This window comes from Brevibacillus massiliensis (assembly GCF_000311785.1).
GTDB classification, from domain to species: domain Bacteria; phylum Bacillota; class Bacilli; order Brevibacillales; family Brevibacillaceae; genus Brevibacillus_C; species Brevibacillus_C massiliensis.
In genome coordinates this window covers 147,746-167,322 of sequence record NZ_HE978536.1, presented here as the reverse complement: position 1 = coordinate 167,322, position 19,577 = coordinate 147,746, and the positions used below count along the sequence as shown (strand labels likewise).

Sequence of the window (19,577 nt, the reverse complement as noted above, 5' to 3'; positions counted from 1 at the left end):
ATGTGGCAACAACTGCGTTCCTCTCTGTTCGGTGGAATGATGGTGATCCTGCCGCTGCTCGTCACCGTATACCTGATCCAATTGGTCATCGGCATCGTCGATCGGGCAGCGGGGGGCTGGCTGACCCGGTTTCTGCTTTCCATCGGTTGGGCCTATCAGCAGGACGGACATATCTGGTTTCTCGGACTGCCGTTCCACGACCGGGTCCCGCTGTTAGGACTGCTCTTGGTGGTGGTGATTCTGCTTTTGATCGGCGGCCTTGCCCGCACGGTCGTCGGCCGCTTCGTCTTGGGCGGAATCGAGCGGTTTGTGTCGTTCATCCCTGTGGCGCGCGGGATTTACTCTACCGTTCGGCAGGTGTCCCAGGCATTTGTCCACGGCAGCTCCACCTTTAAACAGGTTGTGCTGGTCGAATACCCGCGGGAGGGCCTGTACACCGTAGGGTTCGTCACCGGCGAATCGCAGGGGGAGACGCTGGCGTTTACCGGGCGTACATATGTCAACGTGTTTTTGCCGAAATCGCCAAACCCGACCAACGGCTGGCTCGTGCTCGTTCCCAAAGACGATGTGATTTATCTGGATATCCCGGTGGAAGAAGGGCTGAAGTTCGTCGTCTCCGCTGGCGTCGTTTCACCCCAGACATCTCCTGCCCAGGCAATCCATCTCACTGTAAAAAAAGAAGGGGATCTTACATGATCGATCAAGAGTTAATCAAACAGGCGAAAGAAGCCCGCAAGCTCGCCTATGTGCCTTACTCCGGGTTTGCCGTAGGGGCTGCCCTTTTGAGCGAATCCGGCAAAGTGTACCTGGGCGGCAACATCGAAAACGCCGCGTATTCCCTCTGCAATTGTGCGGAACGCACGGCGATCTTCAAGGCGTTTTCCGAGGGGGACCGTACCTATCAGGCAATCGCGGTGGCCGCCGACACGCCGGGCCCGGTCTCTCCGTGCGGAGCCTGCCGCCAGGTCATGGCCGAGCTGTGCCCTCCGGATATGAAGGTGCTGCTCGCAAATTTAGAGGGAGAGGTTCTTGAGACTACAGTCGCCAAGCTGCTGCCGGGCGCTTTCAGCAAGGAGGATATGCGTGGATAATCGCAAGGAAAAACAACCGTTTAAATCCGGCTTTGCCGCCATCGTCGGCCGGCCCAACGTGGGCAAGTCCACTTTGCTCAACACGGTGGTTGGACAAAAAATTGCGATTATGTCCAACAAGCCGCAGACGACCCGCAACAAGATCCGGGCCGTTCATACCACGGAAAAGGGCCAAATCATTTTTCTCGACACGCCGGGCATCCACAAGCCCAAATCAAAGCTGGGCGACTACATGATGAACGTGGCCGAGAATGCGCTGAACGAGGTGGATTTGATCCTCTACGTGATCGACGCGACCGAGAAGCGCGGTCCCGGAGAGGAGTACATTATCGAACGGCTCAAACAGGTGAAGACTCCGATCTTCCTGGTGATCAACAAGATCGACAAGGTGCATCCGGAAGCGCTGCTGCCGATCATTGACGACTACAGCAAGCTGCTTTCGTTCAAACAGATCGTGCCGGTTTCCGCTCTGGAAGGAAACAACACCCAGGCGCTGCTGGATGCGATCTACGACGAACTGGACGAGGGCCCGATGTTTTATCCGGCCGATCAGGTGACAGACCATCCCGAACGGTTTGTCGTCGCGGAGCTGATTCGCGAAAAGGTGCTGCATCTGACGCGGGAGGAAGTGCCGCATTCGATCGCCGTCACCGTAGAGGAGATGAAGCGGCGGCCGGATAAAAAGACGTTGTACATTTACGCGGCAATTTACGTCGAGCGCGATTCCCAGAAGGGGATTTTGATCGGCAAAAACGGTGAGATGCTCAAAGAGATCGGACGCCGGGCCCGCGTCGATATCGAACGCCTGCTGGGCGATAAGGTTTTTCTGGAGATCTGGGTGAAGGTGAAAAAGGATTGGCGCAATCAAGAGCGAATGCTGCGCAACTTTGGGTTTTTCGATGAGGAGTAGCGCGGATTGGGAGTATACGTGGTAAGTTTTCCAAGGCATAGAACTACATGCTGGTGTGGAATCTATAAACAGCAGTGGATACAGCGGAAACAGGAAGGGATGATGCTTATGCTTCGCGACTTTTCTTGGCGCTATTTCGCTTCAACCGGCGACATCCACGCCTATCTGCTTTATCGGGAGAACTGCCTCGAAGCAGCGGCAGTCATCGATGAAGCGGCGGATTCCACCCAGTCGGAACCGGGTGAAACACAGGTATGCTTGTAAAGTGGGAAGGAATCGTCATCCGCAGTACCGATTATGGCGAGTCCAGTAAAGTAATTACCGTTTACACCAGAGAACACGGCAAGGTTGGGCTGATGGCTCGCGGCGCAAAGAAGCCGAAAAGCCGCCTGGCCGCCGTGTCCCAATTGTTTACGCACGGTTTTTTTCTCTGCAAAAAAAGCCCCGGCCCCGGGATGCCTGACTTGTCGCAAGGGGAAATTGCCGATGCCTACCCCGACCTGCGGCAGGACTTGTTCCGCACCGCCTATGCCGCTTACATCGCCGAATTGCTTGACCGTCTCACCCCGGAAAACGAAGCCAATCCTTATCTGTTTCAACTGCTGCTTTTGACCTACCGCTATCTCGACGAGGGGAAGGACCCGGAAGTGCTTTCCCGCATTTTTGAAAGCAAAATGCTGGTTGTAGCGGGAATCCGCCCTCATCTGCAAGGGTGTGTCCGCTGCGGGGCGGAGCAGGAGCCGTACGTGTTCAGCGTGACCCAGGGGGGACTGCTCTGTCCGGATTGCCGCACCAGCGATCCGCATGCGATCGCGGTCAGTGAGGTTGTGTGGAAACTGCTGCGCCTGTTTCAACTGTTCGACCTGGAGCGGCTCGGCGAGATTGAACTGAGGGACGCGACGAGGAGCCAACTGCGCCATGTCATGCGCCGTTTCATCGATGAGCATCTGGATATTCGTCTGAAAAGCCGCCATTTTCTCGATCAGGTGGAAAAACTGTTTCCGACCTGACCGGCTTGCAGTTGACATGATTTTGGTTTTTCGCTATCATAAATCAATAAATCTTTATAACGATGCGATGCGACGAAAGAAAAGAGTAGTGGGCCGCTGGCTTGTGAAGCGAACCGGGGATGGTGAAAGCCCGGTAGCCATGCCGACGAAGGGCGTTCTGGAGCATGTGATTAGCAAAAGCGGACAGCTTGCATTACGGCTGTCAAGTAGGGTGGAACCGCGGGAGTACCTCTCGTCCCTGCACTGTCATGTCAGTGCAGGGACGAGAGGTTTTTTGACGTGCGGCGATTCCGGCGAGCAGCCGCGTTACATTCAGGAGGTGGAAGTTTTTATGAGTATGACCTTTCAAGAGATGATCCTGACTCTGCAGAATTTTTGGGCCAAGCAAAACTGCCTGATCGTCCAACCCTACGATGTGGAAAAAGGGGCGGGGACGATGAACCCGATGACGTATCTGCGCACGATCGGCCCGGAGCCGTGGAACGTAGCCTATGTGGAGCCGTCGCGGCGCCCGGCAGACGGACGCTACGGAGAAAATCCCAACCGCCTGTACCAGCACCATCAATTCCAGGTGATCATGAAGCCGTCGCCGGACAATATCCAGGAACTGTATCTGGACAGTCTGCGGCAGCTCGGCATCGAGCCGCTTGACCACGATATCCGCTTTGTCGAAGACAACTGGGAAGCTCCGACCTTGGGCGCCTGGGGACTCGGCTGGGAAGTGTGGCTTGACGGGATGGAAGTCACCCAGTTCACGTACTTCCAGCAGGTGGGCGGCATCGACTGCGACCCGGTCGCCGTGGAGATTACCTACGGGCTGGAGCGGCTGGCATCTTATCTGCAAGACAAGGAGAACGTATTCGACCTCGTCTGGGTAGACGGCTTTACCTATGGGGACGTGTTCCACCAGCCTGAGTACGAACATTCGAAGTACTCGTTTGAAGTGGCGGACGCCTCCATGCTGTTTTCGCTGTTTGGCACCTATGAAGCGGAAGCCAAGCGGGCGATGGAGCAGCATCTCGTTTTTCCGGCCTACGATTACGTCCTGAAGTGCTCGCATACGTTTAACCTGCTGGATGCCCGCGGGGCGATCAGCGTGACGGAGCGCACCGGATACATTGCCCGCGTCCGCAACCTCGCCCGCGAAGTGGCGCAGACCTATTACAACGAACGGGAGCGGCTCGGCTTCCCGCTATTGGCGAAAGGGGAGAGCAAAAGTGAGTAAACGAGACCTGCTGTTGGAGATTGGAACGGAAGAAATGCCGGCCCGTTTTGTCGCCGGAGCTGTCCAGCAACTGACGGAGAAAACAGAAAAATGGCTGCAGGCACAGCGGATTTCCTATGACAGGGTGAAAGCGTACGACTCTCCGCGGCGGCTGGCGGTGCTCGTCAGCGGCGTGAGCGAAAAGCAGGCAGACCAGAGCGAAGAGGCAAAAGGCCCCTCCCGCAAGATCGCGGTAGACGAAGCGGGCAACTGGACGAAGGCGGCGCTCGGCTTCGCCCGCAGCAACGGCGTGGAACCGGATCAGCTTTTCTTCAAAGAGGTAAACGGCACCGAGTACGTGTACGCCCGGAAAAACGAGGTCGGTGTGGAAACGGCTGGTCTGCTGCCGGCGCTCGCCGAGGTCATCACCGGGATGAGCTTTCCGAAAAACATGCGCTGGGGGGCTCACAAGCTGAAGTACGTCCGGCCGATTCGCTGGTTGGTCGCACTGTTTGGCGAGGATGTCATTCCGATGGAGATTGCCGACGTCCGGTCGGGGCGCATCAGCCGCGGCCATCGGTTTCTGGGAGGCGACGTCGAGATATCGACTCCGCAGGAATACGCCGCAAAATTGGCGGAGCAGTACGTCATGGTCGACTCAGAGGAGCGGCGCAAGCTGATTCGGGAGCAGCTGGAGCATTTCGAGAAAGAAAACGGCTGGCGCATTCCGATCGATCAGGATTTGCTCGACGAAGTGGTGCATCTGGTGGAGTATCCGACTGCGCTGTCCGGCAGTTTTCATCCGGACTTTTTGCAGATTCCGAGGGAAGTGCTGGTCACCTCGATGCGCGAACATCAGCGCTACTTCCCGGTGGAAGACAAGGCGGGACAGCTGCTGCCGCACTTTGTGACGGTCCGCAACGGAGATTCCCGCTCGCTCGACAACGTGGCTCGCGGCAACGAGAAGGTATTGCGCGCCCGTCTGTCTGACGCTCGTTTCTTTTATGAGGAAGATCAAAAACTGTCGATAGAAGATTGTCTCAAGCGGCTGGAGTCGATCGTCTTCCACGAGGAGTTGGGGACGATTGGCGACAAAGTACGACGCGTGCAAAAGGTCGTGAAACAGATCGCCGCTGCCTTGTCCTTGCCTGCAGAGGCGGTAAGACGAGCCGAACGGATTGCCCAAATCGCCAAGTTTGACCTAGTGACCAATATGGTCGGCGAGTTCCCGGAATTGCAGGGAATTATGGGGGAAGACTACGCCCGAAAAGCCGGAGAAGAGCCGGCAGTCGCCAAGGGGGTCTTCGAACATTACCTGCCGCGCCACGCCGGCGACGAATTGCCGGGCTCTGACGAGGGAGCCGTCGTCAGCATCGCGGACAAACTGGATACGATCGTCGGCTGCTTCTCCATCGGGATCATTCCGACCGGTTCAGCCGACCCGTACGCGCTGCGCCGCCAGGCTGCCGGGATCGTGCAAATCATCGCCGACCGCGGCTGGCCCCTGCCGCTGTCCGAACTGTTTGGCTTCGCCCTCAAGGCTTATCGGGAGCAGGGCATCGCGAATCGTCCGGGGGCGGAAGTGGAGCGCGACTTGTTTGATTTCTTCGCGCTGCGGCTGAAGAATGTGCTGCAGGAAGAACACGTTCGCTACGACGTGATCGACGCCGTATTGGCTGCGGACATCTCCGATGTGACACAGCTTCTGGCCAAGGCCAAGGCGCTGATGGAAGCGGTCGCGGCAGATGACTTCAAGGCGACGGTCGAGCAGTTTAACCGCGCCTACAACCTGTCACAGAAGGCGGATTCATTCGAGGTGGACACTGCCTGCTTCCAGGAGGAAGCGGAGAGCGTCTTGCATCAGGCGTATCAATCCGTGCATCGCGAAGTCTCCGACTTGTACCGGAGCGGCGAACTGCAGCGGGTGCTCTCCGTGCTCGCTTCCCTCTCCGAACCGATTCGCGGCTTTTTTGACAGCGTGATGGTCATGGCCGAGGACGAGCGGGTCCGCCGCAACCGCCTGGCTCTGCTCGCCAACGTATCGGCGGAGATCCAGCGTTTTGCCGACTTCACCAAACTCGTCTTTGCTTAAATTACACGTGAACCAATGCCTCCGGAATACATTGCGGAGGCGTTTGTCTTTTCATTTTTCATCCCGAAAGCAGGAAAAGTGCGGCTAAATAGAGTAATACTAGGATAGACAAGCAAATGAACCGGTGGTGATCCATCATCGAACTTACCAAGCGACAAGAGCAGATCCTGCAAATTGTAAAGGACGAAGGTCCGATCACGGGTGAGCATATTGCCGAGAGGCTTCATCTCACCCGTGCTACGCTGCGTCCAGATCTCTCTATTTTGACCATGTCGGGTTACCTGGAAGCAAGGCCGCGCGTGGGTTATTTTTATGCCGGTCGCAAGGCTTCCAACGTCATCAGCGAGCGGCTGCACAAACTCTTGGTGAACGATTACAAGGCGATGCCCATCGTGGTACAGGAGTCGGCGTCCGTCTATGATGCGATCGTCACGCTGTTCCTTGAGGACGTCGGTACGCTGTTTATCGTCAACCAAAAAGGATACCTCGCCGGTGTGGTCTCCCGCAAGGACCTGCTGCGCGCTTCCCTCGGCAACAAAACGTTGGAGGATATGCCGGTCAGCATCATCATGACCCGCATGCCCAACATCGTGACGATTTTTCCTGAAGAGAGTTTGTTTGCCGCGGCAAAGAAGCTGATTGACTTCCAGATCGATTCCCTTCCCGTCGTCAGAGCGGAGGAAGGGGATGGACGCAATTTTGAACTGCTGGGAAGAGTGACGAAAACGACAATAGCCAAAGCGTTTGTCGAACTGGGCCAAGAGCCGATGGTTTAGGAGGAGAATGGAAATGCAGGCAAACCGTCAAGGACAAGTGATCTACGTCGTCTCGGACTCGATTGGCGAAACAGCCGAATTTGTCGTTCGCGCGGTCGCAAGCCAGTTTGACAACCATCTCATTGACGTCATCAAGTACCCGTACATCGAGGATACGGGTTCGATTGACGAGATCGTCAGCTCGGCCAAGGAATCCGGCGCGATGATCGTGTTTACCCTGGTGATTCCCGAATTGAAAGCGTACATCATGGAAAAGGCTGACAAGGCAGGCGTGCCGATCGTAGATGTCATGGGACCGCTGATGAACACGCTGCAGGAGATTCTGCACACACAGCCCAAATACAAGCCTGGTCTCGTACGCAGACTCGACGAAGAGTACTTCCGCAAAGTAGACGCGATTGAATTTGCCGTCAAGTACGACGACGGGCGGGACCCGCGCGGGCTGCTGCGCGCCGATGTCGTGCTGATCGGCGTTTCCCGTACATCCAAGACGCCGCTTTCGATGTATTTGGCCAACAAGCGTTTCAAGGTAGCCAACGTCCCGCTGGTACCGGAGGTGGAGCCGCCGGAAGAGTTGTTCCAGCTTCCGCCGGAGCGGTGTATCGGGCTTACGATAGATGCTGCACAGTTAAACTCCATCCGCACGGAGCGGTTAAAGGCCCTCGGGCTCACATCACAGGCCAACTACGCGACGATTGACCGCATCAACGAAGAGCTGGCCTACTCCAAAAAGGTGCTGGATCGCATCGGCTGTCCGGTGATCGACGTGTCAAATAAAGCCGTCGAAGAAACGGCCAACATCATTTTGGAGATCATCCGCCGCAACAAGCTAAAGCAAGGACAGTCTTGAACAAAAAGAGGAGTTTGTAAGGAGTTGTCGAATTACTTACAGAATCAAATTGCGCGAGGCGGCGAATGGGATCATATCGCCGCTTACATTCGCCACCAAATGGAAAAAAAAGAAGCTGCGAAATAGGGAGGAATTTATCGAATCCTGACGAAATAAATATCCTCACTCTTAAAAAAAAGGTGAAATGCAGATGTCTAGTCCCTCGTCGGACGACCTTGTTACCCGGGTTCGGGCGGCAGTCGATATTGTTGATGTCGTTGGGGAATACGTTCAACTAAGGAAGAGCGGGCGGGCACTCGTCGGGTTGTGTCCCTTTCATTCCGAGAAAACGCCTTCTTTCAACGTAAATGCAGATCGACAATTTTTTCACTGCTTTGGCTGCGGGGCAGGCGGCAGCGTGTTCGACTTCGTGATGCAAATCGAGCAATTGACGTTTGCGGAAGCCCTGCACAAGCTCGCAGAGCGGGCGGGCATTCCGGTTCCCGTCACTCACAATCTGCATGCTGCGGCTGAAAATCCGGAAAAGCAGGCTATGTATGAAGCGCATCAACTTGTGGCGAAACTATACCATTATGTACTAACCTCAACGCCGTACGGCATGGAAGCGATGCGGTACCTGCAAAAGCGCGGCCTGACAGAAGCGACAATTGCCCAGTTTGAAATCGGCTTTGCTCCGGATTCGTGGGATTTTACCATGCAGTTTTTGGAGAAGCGCGGCTTTTCCCTTCCGTTAATGGTGGAAGCGGGACTGTTATCCGTATCCGAGAACGAAAAGGGACAGCGATTTTACGACAGATTTCGCGGACGGGTGATCTTTCCGATCCACGATTCGCAGGGAAGGGTCATCGGCTTCGGCGGACGGTCGCTGGACGGCGGACAGCCGAAATACCTCAATAGTCCAGAGACGCCGCTGTTTAACAAAAGCCGCACCATCTTCAACCTTCACCGCGCCCGTTCACCGATACGCAAGCGCAACGAGGCGATTTTGTTTGAAGGCTATGTCGATGTAGTCGCCGCCTGGCAAGCGGGAATCCAGCAGGGAATCGCCACTTTGGGGACGGCCCTGACCGGTCAGCAGGCCCGGGTGATTCGCCGCAATGCCGAGCAGGTGCTGCTCTGTTACGACGGAGATCGGGCTGGACAAGAGGCGACGGCAAAAGCTGTCGACATTTTGCAGCAGACTGGCTGCACGGTACGGATCGCACCGCTGCCGCCAGGGCTCGATCCGGATGACTACATCCAAAAACACGGAGCAGAAGCCTTTTCCCAGCACGTTCTGCTGCAAGCCATGCCTGTAACTGCTTTTCGCCTGAAACATTTGCGCGCCAATCGCGTACTACAAGATAAAAGCGATCAGGCCAAATTTATTCAAGAAGCGCTGTCCATTATCAGCGAATTAAACAGTTCAGTAGAGCGTGATATGTACGAGCGAGACCTGGCGGAGGAATTCTCCCTGTCCCTTGACGCTGTGAAAGCAGAAGCGAAAAAAGTGTACAAGCAGCAAAAAATAAATCAACAAAGGGATAAAGTGACGCCAGCATGGAATAATAGTATAAATAATGGCAAATTTACGCTCGCAAAACAGTTGGCTCCCGCGTATTACAATGCTGAACGCATGCTGCTGCATTACATGATGCGAAATCAGGACATTGCCGAACGGGTGCAAGCAGAGGTCAAGATCCACTTGCAAGTCGACGAACACGATGCACTCGCCGCTTATTTATATGCGTACTATGCTGAGGGACACCCAGCAGATCCAGGACTTTTTATTCATTATGTAGAAGATGAAAAGCTTAAGCAATTAGCCTCGGGATTGGCCATGATGGAGTGCAAGGAAGACGTATCTGACATTGAGATCGGCGACTACATCAGACAAGTAAATAACTACCCGCAGCGCGCCGAGTTAGAACGCCTGCAGGAGGAGTTGAAAAAACTTGAACTTCTCGCTGCCGGCGAAGGAGATGCGGATGTGCAAAAACAACTTCAGAATCAAGCAGCCATTGTAGGGATGAAGATTCTAGAATTGGAAAATGCTTTAAAAGAAGGGTAGGCCCATTAACATTCCCGGGGAAGGAGGGAAAGTAGATGAACAAGCAACACATCAGCCCTGACATGGAAGCTGCATCCATCGAGCAGGTGAAAGAACAACTGATCGAATTGGGCAAAAAGCGGGGATCGCTCACCTACAAGGAGATCATGGAGCGCCTCTCCGGATTTGACCAGGATTCCGATCAAATCGATGAGTTTTTTGAGTTTCTCGGCGATCAAGGCGTCGATGTAACCAATGAGAGCGAAGAAGAAGTTGATGAGATGATGCTGAAAGACGAGGATGTGGAAGAGTATGAGTTTGACGACCTCTCCGTACCTCCAGGGATAAAGATCAATGACCCGGTTCGAATGTACCTAAAGGAAATTGGCCGCGTTCCTCTGCTTTCTGCAGAAGAGGAGATCAAGTTGGCGAACCGCATCGAACAGGGGGATGAGGAAGCCAAGCGGCGCCTGGCCGAGGCCAACCTTCGCCTGGTTGTCAGCATCGCCAAGCGGTATGTCGGTCGCGGCATGCTCTTTCTCGATTTGATTCAAGAAGGCAACATGGGCTTGATCAAAGCCGTAGAAAAATTTGATTACCGCAAAGGGTTTAAGTTCAGCACCTACGCCACCTGGTGGATTCGCCAAGCGATCACCCGCGCAATCGCCGACCAGGCCCGTACCATCCGGATTCCGGTACACATGGTGGAAACGATCAACAAGTTGATCCGCGTTTCCCGCCAGCTCCTGCAGGAACTGGGACGTGAACCGCTGCCGGAAGAAATCGCCGAAAAGATGGACCTTACCCCGGAAAAAGTCCGGGAAATTATGAAGATTGCCCAGGAACCTGTCTCGCTGGAGACGCCGATCGGTGAAGAAGACGACTCGCATCTCGGCGACTTTATCGAAGATCAGGAGGCGTTGGCTCCATCCGATGCAGCCGCTTACGAACTGTTGAAAGAACAGTTGGAAGACGTGCTGGACACGTTAACCGACCGGGAAGAGAACGTGCTGCGCCTGCGTTTCGGTCTGGATGACGGACGCACCCGGACGCTGGAAGAAGTGGGCAAGGTATTTGGCGTCACGCGCGAGCGAATTCGCCAAATTGAAGCGAAAGCACTACGTAAATTGCGCCATCCGAGCCGCAGCAAACGCTTAAAAGATTTCCTCGAATAACCGATATATAGAAAAGAAAACGGCCTACGTATTGCTGTCGCTGCCGCTGCGTAGGCCTTTCTGCTTTTCGCTGCGGCATATCTTACCTAACATTATACACGAGAAATGTATAAACTTCGATTGTTTTGTAGATAAAGGAGGGTGCAGCTTGGACGCAAAAACGAAAGTGATCATCGCCGAAATAGAAAAATGGCAAAGAACGCAACTGCTTCCAGAACATTACTGCATCTTTCTGTTGAAATTGTATTCTGGCGGCGAACATACAGGAATACAGCAGGATGGCAGTGAGAATGCAAGCGACAAAAGAGGCAACGGTTTGTTTGCGAAGCTGGCAGGCAGTTTTGCGCCGGGGAAGGGAAACGGTCAGACCGGCAACAGCCCCACTACCCGGGCAAAGGCGTTCGTTTGGCTGATCGGTACGTTTGTAACCGCTATCAGTATCTTGCTTGCTTTTCATTTTAGCGATTTTCCCACAGCAATGCAAATCGCATTTGTCGCCATATTTTCCCTGTTTTTTTATGTACTGGCCTTCATCCTGCGAAAGAGGACGATCGCGGGCACCAATATAGCGTTGGCGCTTGCCTTTTTTGCAATGGCGGCAGGCGGGCTCTTCCTGCTGCAAAGAACGGGTGCATCCCTGCCTGTGATGCTGCTGTTCCTGGCTGCTGCCTGCCTCTTGTGGTATGTCACCGGCCTTCTCTTTCGCTTGGCTTATCTGCAGTACTGCGGTCTGGTCGGACTGGGGCTTATCTACGGGTATGAAATCCTCGGGCTGATCGCTGCAGACCCCAGTTACCTGCGGGCGCAGCTGTACTGGGTACCGCTGGCCGCGGTGATGATCGGACTCGGCTTCTTTTTGCGGCGCCGCCGCGCGCAGGCAGCGGGGGTGCTGGCGGTCTGCGGCTTGCTCTTTCTGTTCGGCTCAGAGGTGTGCATGCTCTTCATCCCGGGAATGGCCCGCGATATGATCCAGTTGCTGCTGTTCATCAAAATACTCCTCGGCTCGGCTGTGTTTTTTGTGACGCGCCGCACCTGGCTCGGATCGCTGCGGCTGTAACTCCAAAGACGTCCCGTGCGGCATTCCCCGTTCGGGACGTCTTTTGCATCTTCTGAGTGACGATCGCCCGATTATTTCGAAAATGTTGTATCCAGCCACCGAGCGCTGTTGTATAATAAATGACTGAACAAACGCTCAGTCAGTATGGTGTGAAGGGGGATCAGTCATGCATTTTGAGTGGACGGAAGAACAGCGAATGCTGCACAAGATGATGCGCGAATTTGCCGACGAAGTGGTCGCTCCCGGGGCGGACGAGCGGGATCGGACCAAACAGTTTCCTGTCGAAATTTTTCGCCAGATGGCGGAGCTGAATTTGCTTGGCCTGCCGTTTCCCGAAGCGTACGGCGGGGCGGGCGCCGACTACATCAGTTTTGCGATTGTCGTCGAGGAACTGAGCCGCGCTTGCGCTTCGACCGGCATCACTTATTCGGCCCACATCTCATTAGGCGGAGCGCCGCTTGCGCTGTTTGGCACGGAGGAGCAAAAGCAGCGGTACTTGACCCGCATCTGTACGGGAGAGAGCATGGGGGCTTTTGGGCTGACCGAACCGGGCGCCGGTTCAGATGCCGGAGGCACCCAGACGACGGCCGTGTTCGAAGGCGGCGAGTGGGTGCTTAACGGCTCCAAGTGCTTTATTACGAATGCCTCGTACGCCAGGTTTCTCGCCTTGACTGCCGTGACGGACAAACAGAAGGGAACGCGCGGCATCACTGCCTTTATCGTCCCGACCGATGCACCTGGGTTGACCGTTTTGGACAACTACGAGAAACTGGGACTGCACAGCTCCAATACGACAGAATTGATCATCGACAACGTGCGTGTGCCCGATGAAAATATCTTGGGAAAGCGCGGAGAAGGCTTTAAACAGTTCATGGTGACCCTGGACGGCGGCCGGATCGGCATTGCCGCGATGGCGGTGGGAATCGCCCAGGCCGCGTACGATCGCGCCCTCCGCTACGCCCGGGACCGGCGGGCATTTGGGCAATCGATCTCAAAGTTCCAGGCGATACAGTTTAAATTGGCTGACATGGCCATGCAGATCGAACTGGCCCGCAACATGGTCTACAAGGCGGCCTGGATGAAGGACAACGGCCGCAAATTTACGAAAGAAGCGGCGATGGCTAAGCTCTACGCCTCCGAGATCGCGATGGCGGCCACCCATCAGGCGATTCAAATTCACGGCGGTTACGGCTACATGCGGGAGTACCAGGTGGAGCGCCTGTTTCGCGATGCCAGGCTGCTGGAGATCGGCGAAGGCACGTCGGAGATCCTGCGCACGGTTATCGCCCGCGAGATTGGCTGCTGATCGTCCGCGAAAGCCTCCCGGATCCGGTTTTGACAAACCAGGGCGGCTGATCGCCCAGACGAGCGTCGAATTTGCTCGAAGCAAGCCGGTATTGCCCCCCCTATGGGGGCTTTTTGTGTTTTTTTGCTCATGGGCATTTATGGGCAAATAGGGTAGAATAGACACATTGGAAGGTGACTTGCAGATGACATCCATTGTGCTTTCAAAACGGCTGAAAACAATTGCCGATTACTGCCCGGCCGGTTCGCGAGTGGCGGACATCGGCTCTGATCACGCCCTCTTGGCTTCGTACTTGCTGGCAAATGGGCTTGCCTCCTTTGTCATCGCCGGTGAGCTGAATGACGGGCCGTATCAGGCGGCGAGAGAGCAGGTCGCCAAGCTGGCGGCTGCCGATCGCGCGTCCGTGCGCAAGGGGGATGGCCTGGCGGTGCTTGCGCCGGGGGAGACAGACGTGATTTGCATCGCCGGAATGGGCGGGCAGTTAATCGCCTCCATCCTGGAGCGGGGCAAAGCGAAGCTTCCCGGTGTGAAGCGCTTGATCCTGCAGCCCAATGTCGGCGAGGAAGTGGTCCGGCGCTGGCTGCTGGACAACGGCTGGCAGTTGACCGCTGAAGACGTCTTGGAGGAAGACGGCGTGATATACGAGATTCTCGTGGCCCAGCCGGGCGATCCGCTTGCCCCGTACCGGGAAAAAGCGCGTTCGACGGAAGAGCTGCTCCGGCTTGGTCCCTGGCTGTGGGAGAAAAAATCCCCGATCCTGCGGCAAAAGTGGGAGCGCGAGCGGGAGAAGCGGAAGTCGATTCTCGATCAGCTGGCCAAATCCAGGCGGCCCGAGACGAGGAAGCGCTATGAACAAGTCGCGAAAGAATTGGACTGGATAGAAGAGGTGATCCAATGTTTGCAAACGGACAAACCGTAATTCAATACGTGGAGCAATTGGCGCCAAAATCCTTGGCAATGGAAGGGGATAAGATCGGCCTGCACGTCGGCACGCTGCAGAAATCGGTGAAAAAGGTGCTGGTCGCACTCGATGTGCTCGAAGAAGTCGTAGACGAAGCGATCGCGCTGGGGGTGGATTTGATCGTCGCCCATCACGCTGTCATCTACCGGCCGCTCAAAACGCTGCGCACCGATCTGGCTGCCGGCAGGCTGTACGAAAAATTGTTGAAGCACGACATCGCCGTCTACACGGCCCATACCAATCTTGACGTCGCCCGAGGCGGGATGAACGACTGGCTGGCGGAAGCGATCGGACTGACAGAGCTTGAGGTGCTGGCTGAAACTTCCCGGGATGTCTTGAAAAAACTGGTTGTCTTTGTACCTGTCTCCCATCAGGAACCCGTTTTTCAGGCCATCTCGGAAGCTGGCGCCGGCTGGATCGGACAGTACAGCCACTGTTCGTTTCAAGTCGAAGGGACCGGCACGTTTTTGCCGCTCAGCGGGACCAATCCGTTTATCGGCGAACAGGGCAGGCTGGAAAGAGCGGCGGAAGTGCGCATCGAGACGATCCTGCCCGCGTCCAGGCAGTCGGCGGTCGTCCAGGCGATGAAAGCGGCCCATCCCTACGAAGAGGTGGCCTATGATATCTACCCGCTGGATCTGCCCGCAGAGGCGCTCGGCATCGGCCGGTTGGGAAAACTGCCGCAGCCGATGACGCTGCGGGAGCTGGCCGGACTCGTAAAGGAACGCTTTGGCCTGCAGGGGGTCCGGGTGGTCGGCAAGCTTGACGCTGTGGTACAAAAAGTGGCGGTCGTCGGCGGGGACGGCAATTCCTTTGTCGGCAAGGCAGCCTTTCGCGGGGCTGACGTGCTGCTTACAGGCGATATCTACTACCATACGGCACACGATGCACAGGCCGACGGGCTGCATCTGATTGACGCCGGCCACAACATCGAGAAGATCATGAAGCAGAAGTTGGCTGACATTCTGCAAGAGCGCTGCAGGGCGGCGGGTTATGAGACCGAAGTGGTAGCCTCACGGGTACATACTGACCCCTTCCAGTTCGTGTAAGAGGTGTGAGATGTCGACAGCCAAACAGTTATACATGTGGCATCAGGCCAGCCAGGCGTTAGCCGCGTCCCAGCGTGAAATGGAATGGCTCGGTCAGGAAGGGCATGAGCTTCGCGAACGGATCCGGGAGATTTCACGGAAGCTGGATGCGCTGCCCGAGACTGCCGAACCGGACCGGCAAATCGCCAGACTGCTGCTGGAACAGGAGTTGTGGCTGGCCCGGCAGGAAGCGGAGCGGTTCTCGGCCTCAGAAGAGCAGCGGCGGCAAGAGCTGGAGCTTGCGGTCCGGGAACAGCAGTTTCGCGTGTGGGAATGGGAGCAGCACCTGGATCAGGCGCTGCTTGCGGAATATGACCGAGTGCGGGAAACCAAGGAACGCCCGATCGTGGAAGTGAAAAACAACACGTGCATGGGGTGTTTTTTGCCCCTTTCCCTGTCCAATCTGGCCAGATGGCGCAAGGGTGGGGACGGGAAGGTTGTCTTGTGTGACGAATGCGGCCGGATACTTGTCTGAAAAAAGGAATGAGAGTATATGGTGAAACCCTGGAAATTATCGGCTTTGTTTTTAGCCGGCCTGTTGGCTGTTCCCCAATTTGCAGCCGCACAAAACACAGATGAGTCACTTCCCTTTAACGATATTGAACGGCACTGGGCAAAAGAAGCGATTATGCAAAGCTACGAGGACGGGCTGCTGACAGGAGTAGGCGAAGGCAAGACGTTTGAACCGGATCGGGGAATGACCCGCGGTGAATTTATGGCCCTGCTCGACCGCCTTTACGTCCGTTCGGAACAGCTGCTGTTCCCGCTCACGTTGATGAGCGGAGATGAATTGAACGGGTGGGGAGAAGGCTTTGACGAGCCGTACCTGCCCTATCGGGATGTAAGTCGTTTGACCTGGCTGTACAACCCGGTGCTGGAAATTTCCCTCGTCTACGATCGTTTGTACGGGCCGGGCAGTTTTCAGCAGCTGTTTGCCGGCGAACAGTTTCAACCGCAGGCTGTGATCACGCATCGGGAGGCAGCCGAATTGCTGCAGATCTTTGCAGCAGGCAGTTCGGCAGGAAGGCGGACCGACGCTTTGCAGGAGATGGAATCGAAGGGATGGCTGAAAGGGGAGGCTGGCGCCCCGCTAAAACGGGGAGAGGCGGCCCAGCTTGCCGAACAAGTAAAAATCTTTATGACATCCCAATCGGTCTTGCCGCTGCTCGATCTTGACGGTACGAGGTTCCCGCAGATCGCGGAGATTACCGACCCGTTTCCGCTGTTTCGCACCTATGACGAGCAGGCCCGCTCGGCCGACGATGAGGCCTATCTGGAGGCGGTCGATGCGATCAGCGAGGGGTATGACGACGAGACCACCTTCGACAAGCTGCGTAAATTGGCCCAGTCCGGGTACAGCAACAGGGCCGGCGTTTACTACTATCTCAGCTGGGATTACTATTCCTCCTATGAAGAAAACCTGGAACATGCGTTTTCCGCGTTGAACGCCTATCTTGCGGATAAGATGTCCGACAAGGAATTGTTTAACCTGCTGGTCGTCAACGTCTACGATATTTCCTTGATGATGGCGCACGACGATCCAGGGGTGTTTGAACGGGTTCGCGAACGCCTGCTGACTTATCAGAGCCGCCTGCCCAAGGAAGGGATGGAGGCAGGGGTGCTCTCGCTGTACCTGGCTGCATTTGATGTCAAGGCCGGGGATGTGGACAAGGCGATTGACAAATATAAGGAAGCGGCGGCCGATGACAGGACCGCCTTGCAGAACGCGCTGTATTACCTGGTAGACAGCGGCCGGACAGAGGAAGCCAAGGAGCTGCTGCGGGCGGCGGCAAAGCGCTCAGATAATGAGGACATGAGGAAATGGCAGCGGCTTTACGAAGCGGAATTCGCCTCACTGGATGCACAAAAAAACGCCGCGGAGAAGTTGGAGCAGGCGTACGAACTGCTGAACGGACGGGATGGCTACAAGGTAGAAGGAGAGGCGCTTGTAGGCGGATACCTGTTCAAATACGCCCAAGAAGTCGACCAAAAAAACAAGACGGCACACGCGACGGGTTATTACCACGCCCCCGACAAACTGGTGCTGCAAAAGCTGGAGACGTATGCAGACAATGCGCAACATACGGTGTACTCCCGCGATTTTGACTCGGAGCAATGGGTCAAACAGGAACAAAATTCTTTCGACTATCTGCATGAATGGGTGGAGGACATCAAACCGACGGAGCGGCTGTCCCGCCTCAAGGCACGGTACTTTGTGCAGTCAATCGGCGATTACGACGTGATAACGGAGTGGATCGAAGCGGATGCGCTGCTCGCAAAGGCAAAAGAGGTGACCAGCAACAGCGGTGAGGTAACAAATATTCCCTATTTTGCAGCAAAATACTATATCGATCATGACTCGGGAATGCTGGTTCAGCGTGTCTGGCACGTAGAGGAGATCTATGATGAAGATCAGTTTGTCCCCTATGTGGGCAGCGAGCGGTATGAGCCGACGGAAGCTGCCTCCGTTGTGATCCCGGCTGATGTGGTGAAAGGGGGTTCTGAAGCAAAATGAGACTGAAAACCCTTTTGGCATCCATCCTCGTATTTGTTCTGCTCAGTTCCGGGGCCTATGCCGCCGGTGAAAAAGTTTCCCCTTTGCTGGAGACGGAAGAGGTATTTCAATATTTATTGGATAACCATGTGCAGCGGCCTACTGCCAAACAATTGGCTCAAGGAGCCTTGAAAAAGGTAAGCAGCGAGATCAAGCGGCTCGGTCAGCGGGAGTACCCGGTCAATCCTGCCGATGACACGCTGGAGGAGTTGACCAGTCGCCTCAAGCAGTGGCAGGAGCAGCAGAATCTCAACTGGAAGCCGTTGAATCGCTGGGCCGCGCAGGGGATGATCGATACCCTTCAGGATCCGCATACAGTCCTCTTTACGGAAGCCGAATTGCGGCGGTTTCTAGGGGCTGTCGAGAATGAGTCGGTAGGTTTTGGCATCTATCTTCGCACGCAAAACGACGTTACGTTGATCACACAGGTGCTGGAAGGCTCCCCGGCAGAAGCGGCAGGTGTCCTGCCCGGGGATTATCTGTTTGCGGTCGACGGTGCGCCCGTAAAGGGTAAAAATCTGGAAGAGATCAACTGGATGCTTGGCGGTGAAGAAGGCAGTACGTCGATTTTGACCGTTTACCGACCGTCGCTGAAGAAGACCATTTCCTTTTCCCTCTCGCGCACTTTCCTCTCCGTGCAGGAAGCAGTCAGTGCCCGTTTTGACGGGGATATCGGTTTCGTCGGACTGTCTACGTTCGGCTCAGAGGCGGGCCTGGAATTTCGCGACGAATTGGCCAGCTTGACGTCAGGCGGCCGCGAACTGAAAGGGTTGATCGTCGATTTGCGGGACAACGGCGGCGGACTTATCAGTTCGGCGCGTGATGTCGCCAGCCTCTTTATCGATGACGGCATTCTGATGTACACGACCAATCGCAACGGAATTGAAATAGCCAATTGGGTTCGCAACGGCGAGAAGGTCTCCTTTCCCGTCCGCATCCTGGTCAACGGCCAAACCGCTTCCGCCTCCGAAATGCTTTCCGGAGCGCTGAGAGATCACAAGGTTGCCAAACTGGTCGGAACGAGGACTTTTGGCAAAGGCAGCGCCCAACAGGTTGTGCCGCTGCCGGGCGGGGACGCGCTGAAAATTACCTTGCATGAGTACTTTACGCCGAATCACGAGGTGGTCAATCACAAGGGGCTTGAGCCCGACATCGAAGAGGCGGACGACCTGGCACAAGTCATCAGGGCGCTGCGTTCGCTAAACGTCGAGCGCTTTGTGATCGCCGAAGAGAACGTCGGCGAGGTGAAGATAAACGGGATCACTTTTTATACGACAGCACCGCTGTTTAAAGGAGATGCCATCCGCAGAGCTGTAGCCGACAGCCTGGCCAATCGCCCCTGGCGGCAGGCAGGCGAAGAATACGTGCCTCTTGAACAAGCGAAGCAGACCGGCGGCAAATGGACGGTAACCAAGCAGGAAAAAGGGACGACACTCACATGGGTTAACAACTAGACAGGAGGAGCAGCAAGAAT

At 55.6% G+C, this 19,577-nt stretch carries 18 protein-coding genes; all 18 read left to right on the top strand.

Going from position 1 to position 19,577, the window contains the following annotated elements; translation table 11 throughout:
* The 18 genes from HGBM_RS04675 to HGBM_RS04585 all read left to right on the top strand — a co-directional run bounded on the left by HGBM_RS04675 (window position 1) and on the right by HGBM_RS04585 (window position 19,557).
* On the top strand, window positions 1-696 hold the full coding sequence (locus HGBM_RS04675) for a DUF502 domain-containing protein (RefSeq protein ID WP_019119927.1): 696 nt from the start codon (window positions 1-3) through the stop codon (window positions 694-696).
* Window positions 693-1,091, top strand: a complete 399-nt coding sequence (locus HGBM_RS04670) for a cytidine deaminase (RefSeq protein WP_019119926.1) — start codon at window positions 693-695, stop codon at window positions 1,089-1,091. The genes HGBM_RS04675 and HGBM_RS04670 overlap by 4 nt, the downstream gene beginning before the upstream one ends.
* Complete coding sequence (gene era / locus HGBM_RS04665; protein WP_019119925.1) at window positions 1,084-2,001, top strand: GTPase Era; 918 nt, start codon at window positions 1,084-1,086, stop codon at window positions 1,999-2,001. Before HGBM_RS04670 ends, era begins: the two co-directional genes overlap by 8 nt.
* Before the next feature lie 108 nt (window positions 2,002-2,109).
* Window positions 2,110-2,265, top strand: a complete 156-nt coding sequence (locus HGBM_RS29340) for a YqzL family protein (RefSeq protein ID WP_081590111.1) — start codon at window positions 2,110-2,112, stop codon at window positions 2,263-2,265.
* Window positions 2,256-3,011, top strand: coding sequence for a DNA repair protein RecO (gene recO / locus HGBM_RS04655; protein ID WP_019119923.1), 756 nt, complete (start codon window positions 2,256-2,258; stop codon window positions 3,009-3,011). The genes HGBM_RS29340 and recO overlap by 10 nt, the downstream gene beginning before the upstream one ends.
* Before the next feature lie 337 nt (window positions 3,012-3,348).
* Window positions 3,349-4,236 carry a glycine--tRNA ligase subunit alpha gene (gene glyQ / locus HGBM_RS04650; protein ID WP_026074207.1) on the top strand — a complete coding sequence of 296 codons (888 nt, stop codon included), beginning with the start codon at window positions 3,349-3,351 and terminating at the stop codon, window positions 4,234-4,236.
* Window positions 4,229-6,307 carry a glycine--tRNA ligase subunit beta gene (gene glyS, locus HGBM_RS04645; RefSeq protein ID WP_019119921.1) on the top strand — a complete coding sequence of 693 codons (2,079 nt, stop codon included), beginning with the start codon at window positions 4,229-4,231 and terminating at the stop codon, window positions 6,305-6,307. Before glyQ ends, glyS begins: the two co-directional genes overlap by 8 nt.
* 134 nt (window positions 6,308-6,441) lie before the next feature.
* The gene (gene ccpN, locus HGBM_RS04640; RefSeq protein ID WP_026074206.1) at window positions 6,442-7,083 is read left to right on the top strand and encodes a transcriptional regulator CcpN; all 642 of its coding nucleotides are present in this window, start codon (window positions 6,442-6,444) and stop codon (window positions 7,081-7,083) included.
* Window positions 7,084-7,096: 13 nt separating this feature from the next.
* Window positions 7,097-7,933, top strand: coding sequence for a pyruvate, water dikinase regulatory protein (locus HGBM_RS04635; protein ID WP_019119919.1), 837 nt, complete (start codon window positions 7,097-7,099; stop codon window positions 7,931-7,933).
* 190 nt (window positions 7,934-8,123) lie between these two features.
* Entirely contained in the window at window positions 8,124-9,983 is a 1,860-nt protein-coding gene (gene dnaG / locus HGBM_RS04625) for a DNA primase (protein ID WP_019119917.1), read from the top strand.
* 35 nt (window positions 9,984-10,018) lie between these two features.
* On the top strand, window positions 10,019-11,137 hold the full coding sequence (rpoD, locus tag HGBM_RS04620; protein WP_019119916.1) for an RNA polymerase sigma factor RpoD: 1,119 nt from the start codon (window positions 10,019-10,021) through the stop codon (window positions 11,135-11,137).
* A 148-nt stretch (window positions 11,138-11,285) separates the two neighbouring features.
* The gene (locus HGBM_RS04615; RefSeq protein WP_019119915.1) at window positions 11,286-12,194 is read left to right on the top strand and encodes a hypothetical protein; all 909 of its coding nucleotides are present in this window, start codon (window positions 11,286-11,288) and stop codon (window positions 12,192-12,194) included.
* 166 nt (window positions 12,195-12,360) lie between these two features.
* On the top strand, window positions 12,361-13,500 hold the full coding sequence (locus HGBM_RS04610; protein WP_019119914.1) for an acyl-CoA dehydrogenase: 1,140 nt from the start codon (window positions 12,361-12,363) through the stop codon (window positions 13,498-13,500).
* A 184-nt stretch (window positions 13,501-13,684) separates the two neighbouring features.
* A complete protein-coding gene (locus HGBM_RS04605) occupies window positions 13,685-14,419 on the top strand; it encodes a tRNA (adenine(22)-N(1))-methyltransferase (protein ID WP_019119913.1) in 735 nt (244 codons plus the stop codon).
* Entirely contained in the window at window positions 14,395-15,510 is a 1,116-nt protein-coding gene (locus tag HGBM_RS04600) for a Nif3-like dinuclear metal center hexameric protein (protein WP_019119912.1), read from the top strand. The genes HGBM_RS04605 and HGBM_RS04600 overlap by 25 nt, the downstream gene beginning before the upstream one ends.
* Window positions 15,511-15,520: 10 nt before the next feature.
* Window positions 15,521-16,024 carry a C4-type zinc ribbon domain-containing protein gene (locus HGBM_RS04595; protein WP_019119911.1) on the top strand — a complete coding sequence of 168 codons (504 nt, stop codon included), beginning with the start codon at window positions 15,521-15,523 and terminating at the stop codon, window positions 16,022-16,024.
* An 18-nt stretch (window positions 16,025-16,042) separates the two neighbouring features.
* Window positions 16,043-18,064, top strand: coding sequence for an S-layer homology domain-containing protein (locus HGBM_RS04590; protein ID WP_019119910.1), 2,022 nt, complete (start codon window positions 16,043-16,045; stop codon window positions 18,062-18,064).
* Window positions 18,061-19,557, top strand: coding sequence for a S41 family peptidase (locus tag HGBM_RS04585; RefSeq protein ID WP_019119909.1), 1,497 nt, complete (start codon window positions 18,061-18,063; stop codon window positions 19,555-19,557). Before HGBM_RS04590 ends, HGBM_RS04585 begins: the two co-directional genes overlap by 4 nt.
* Window positions 19,558-19,577: the final 20 nt, after the last annotated feature.